Annotated in this window: 6 protein-coding genes; 4 read left to right on the top strand and 2 right to left on the bottom strand. The window is 38.2% G+C overall.

Annotation, left to right across the window (positions count from 1 at the left end; all coding sequences use genetic code 11):
- Nucleotides 1-512 precede the first annotated feature (512 nt).
- Nucleotides 513-797: a hypothetical protein gene (locus AC1DUW_RS24140; protein ID WP_477643657.1), complete on the bottom strand. Its 285-nt coding sequence runs from the start codon at nucleotides 795-797 to the stop codon at nucleotides 513-515.
- 75 nt (nucleotides 798-872) lie between these two features.
- Here AC1DUW_RS24140 and AC1DUW_RS24135 point away from each other — a divergent pair, with 75 nt between their 5' ends.
- On the top strand, nucleotides 873-1,112 hold the full coding sequence (locus AC1DUW_RS24135; RefSeq protein ID WP_477643658.1) for a hypothetical protein: 240 nt from the start codon (nucleotides 873-875) through the stop codon (nucleotides 1,110-1,112).
- Here the strand turns inward: AC1DUW_RS24135 and AC1DUW_RS24130 are convergent.
- Nucleotides 1,000-1,311, bottom strand: a complete 312-nt coding sequence (locus AC1DUW_RS24130) for a CBO0543 family protein (protein WP_379147290.1) — start codon at nucleotides 1,309-1,311, stop codon at nucleotides 1,000-1,002. The genes AC1DUW_RS24135 and AC1DUW_RS24130 overlap by 113 nt on opposite strands.
- On the opposite strand from AC1DUW_RS24130, the gene AC1DUW_RS24125 reads away from it, so the two are divergent.
- The 3 genes from AC1DUW_RS24125 to AC1DUW_RS24115 all read left to right on the top strand — a co-directional run bounded on the left by AC1DUW_RS24125 (nucleotide 1,270) and on the right by AC1DUW_RS24115 (nucleotide 3,135).
- Complete coding sequence (locus AC1DUW_RS24125) at nucleotides 1,270-1,473, top strand: hypothetical protein (RefSeq protein WP_053345450.1); 204 nt, start codon at nucleotides 1,270-1,272, stop codon at nucleotides 1,471-1,473. The genes AC1DUW_RS24130 and AC1DUW_RS24125 overlap by 42 nt on opposite strands.
- 117 nt (nucleotides 1,474-1,590) lie before the next feature.
- Nucleotides 1,591-2,688, top strand: coding sequence for a GerAB/ArcD/ProY family transporter (locus AC1DUW_RS24120; RefSeq protein ID WP_053345449.1), 1,098 nt, complete (start codon nucleotides 1,591-1,593; stop codon nucleotides 2,686-2,688).
- A 225-nt stretch (nucleotides 2,689-2,913) separates the two neighbouring features.
- A complete protein-coding gene (locus AC1DUW_RS24115; RefSeq protein WP_053345448.1) occupies nucleotides 2,914-3,135 on the top strand; it encodes a hypothetical protein in 222 nt (73 codons plus the stop codon).
- The last annotated feature ends 176 nt before the right edge of the window (nucleotides 3,136-3,311 follow it).

Here is a 3,311-nt window from a genome sequence, read left to right as displayed (position 1 = left end):
GGTTACGGCGGCGGTTACGGCGGCGGTTACGGCGGCGGTTACGGCGGCGGTTACGGCGGCGGTTACGGCGGCGGTTACGGCGGCGGTTACGGATATGGCGCCTGTTGTTAAAAATAGTATGAAAAAAGCCGACCTTTTTTGGTCGGCCTTTTTTATCTAATTTGCCCCATTAGTTCCATAAGAAAATCAACAACATCCATTAACAGATCCTAAAATAAAAAGCCACCCAACGGGCAGCTTATTTTGAAGTTCCTTCTCTTTTTGCTATTAACTCATAAAGCCCTGTTCCACAAGACCAGCGAATGCACCAGCCCATAACCTCAAAACAATATCCATATATGTGAATGGAAAAGAAACTGAACCTATTCCTAGTCCGATTACCAAGCTTAAGTTAGGTAAAAATATTGTTTGGTATAGTAACGGTTTGCTTAACGACTTGAACCACTGCTGCTACTATTGGTGCTAAAATAGTTGTAAAAATTAATACTTGATGCATGACTTCGTTTTCTATATTAAACATCTCTTTTTTTTTCGATTTGATCAATGCGCTTATGTGCTTGTTTTGTACTTTCATCTATACGAATAACAGTCTCTGACAATGCAGTCCAACGTTGGTCACTAGCTTTAAAATCAATCCTAATTGAATCAACTGATTGACCAATATTGTCTAATTTTGTTCTTATAATTGCCGATTCTGTAGCATCACTTTTAACATCCTTGTCCCTATTTCTGTTAAATATAAAGAAGCCAATAATAACACTAGCAGTTGCGATTATTACACCGATTTCAATTGTCAAAACATGACCTCCTTGAACGCTCTATTTATGCATAATAAAAAGCCGTTTCAAAATTTAGAGACGACTTGAAATTTGTTGCGATTTAGTTTTTTAGTTACCGCACAGTTTGTTCCTATTGGGGTCCTACCACATGCCCATCAAGCAAAAATTTTCGAATACCCCAAAACGAAAAAAGCTATCCTTTATTACAAAAAGAAGCCTTCTAACGAAGAGGCTCAAACCGATCCCGGATCGATAAGTAATAAGCCGTGGCATATATCGGGAAAGAAAATAAAGGACTCCATTTCAACGGTTCGAAGAATCCTATCCAATTAAAAAAAGGTTCCCCCACAAAAGCTGAACCGCCAGCTAAAAACAATGCTTTCCAGAACGGATGAACTTGCGGCTGAAATTGCAGCAAAAACATAACAGTCACGGGTAGAACGGAGAAATCCCATAGTATGTAGGCTGGAATAGTAAAGAGCACGTCTACATGATATATCCACAATCCTTTAACAACCCCGAGAAAGTCCAACCAAGACGCGATACCTATGACAAAAATGCCGACGTACAACAAACGGTCAGTACTGTTACCATTCAAATTTCACCAATCTTTATACCGATTATAGGAATCCTTATTGGCTTTACTCTTGTTGAGTTGGTTAGGAAATATGTTCTCTATAGGGTGATTGCATGATCAACTTTTTTGTACTACGGTAACGGAATAGGAGGCGGGCGGTGATGGATGATTATTCTGTAGCGTATTTGATAATAATGTGAAATGAAATAATTTTTTTGTAAAGGGGGGAAAAAGATGATGGATAACGTGAAAATTACGGAAAGGCAATTTATAGTGTTGGTGATTCTTTATATCATCGGTAGCGCAATCTTAGTGATTCCATCAATTCTTGTCTCCCTGGCCAAACAGGATGCCTGGATAACGGCTATACTGACAGTAGGGGTAGCGCTGTCCATTATGTCCTTATACGTACTGTTGGGTAGACGCTTCCCTAATATGACCCTTATCGAATATACGGAGGAAATTCTAGGTGTATGGTTGGGAAAAACGGTTTCTCTCTTGTTTTTGACTTTTCCAGTCGTCGCTGCTTCCCTTACGCTCTATAACATAGGGGATTTTATGAAAACACAAATTATGCCCGAAACCCCTATTGAAGCTATTTACATTCTTGCTTTTGGAATTACCCTTATGGGCGTAAGGCTTGGACTTGAAGTTTTAGCACGTTCTGGGGAAATTTTATTCCCATTGGTCATCTTTCTTTTTCTCCTTCTAGTTGTGTTTATAACTCCAGAGCTAAAGTTTGAAAACCTTCAACCTGTGTTCGAGGAAGGGATTAAACCTGTACTGATCGCTGGGATCCATTTCCTCAGTTTTCCATTTCTTGATACTGTTATTTTTTTAATGATCTTTCCTTATGTAAATTGGACCCAAAAGGCCGGAAAATCTTTATATAGAGCAATACTGCTCGGGGGAATTTTTTTATCCGTCATTATATTCTTATCAATTCTGGTTCTTGGCGTGGATCAGGCAGCAAGACAAATTTATTCAACTTACTTTTTGGCAAAAAAAATAAATGTTGGTGACTTTGTTACAAGAATTGAAGCGATTGTTGCTGGAATATGGTTTATATCGACCTTTTTTAAGATGAGCATGTTGTTCTATGTATTGAATTTGGGTATAGCCCAGATATTGAACTTGAAAGACTATCGTTTTTTAACGTTACCTTTGGGTATGATTCTATTGGCTTTTTCCCTTGTGTCGGTACCGAATACGGCGTATCTTGGTGAGTATACTCTAAAAACGGGGTATATATTTACTGCTACGTTCGGTCTTTTACTGCCTCTGCTGCTCTTAGCTGTAGATACACTCCGAAAAAAAACTTTCGGTTCGTGAGTGTAAACTCAATTGGACAATGAATCTGTATTTTGGTTCCTTCATTCACTTCTATGGTCCTTTCATGGGGTCCTACCACATCGCCATCAAGTTAAATTTTATGCACCCACAAAACGAAATTTTGGACTACTTGTAACATTATTGTTTTGGCGGTGACCTGATTTCTGTTTCTTAGCTTGATCGGGATATGTCTGTACCCCTAGCATATAAAAAGGTGGTATTGGAATGATTAAGAGAATAGTCAAAGGAATTTTTGTAGTATCTTCCACGCTTTCGTTTTTATATGGAGTGTTGATAGGTTTTCATCTTATATTTTATCCAAATGTAGGTTTTCCTGATTCAGAAGGCTGGAAGTCCATGCTTTTTTATTTTGGTCATGGCTTACTGTCACAGTATATTGCCTTGCATTTTTTTAACGAACAAGGCGATCGAGAGGAAAGTAATTAAGTTGTTGAAACAAACCTTTCCCCTTCTTTTAGGGTGTGAAGGCTGTCGCTTTTAGCGTATCTACATAAAGGTGTATAACCAATATTTTGAAAAAAACATACTCTAAGGGAGTAACATCAGGAAAATACAGATTTACAACGGTAAAGAAATCCAAATATAAAAAGCCTAATTTCTCG

This window comes from Peribacillus sp. P4_C12, from assembly GCF_056402095.1.
The sequence above is the reverse complement of the archived record's forward strand: the minus strand, read 5'-3'. Positions and strand labels throughout refer to the sequence as shown.

Coding starts and splice junctions, on each gene's coding strand:
- AC1DUW_RS24125 (WP_053345450.1), top strand. CDS start 1,270: ATGATATATCCACAATCCTTTAACAACCCCGAGAAAGTCCAACCAAGA.
- AC1DUW_RS24120 (WP_053345449.1), top strand. CDS start 1,591: ATGATGGATAACGTGAAAATTACGGAAAGGCAATTTATAGTGTTGGTG.
- AC1DUW_RS24115 (WP_053345448.1), top strand. CDS start 2,914: ATGATTAAGAGAATAGTCAAAGGAATTTTTGTAGTATCTTCCACGCTT.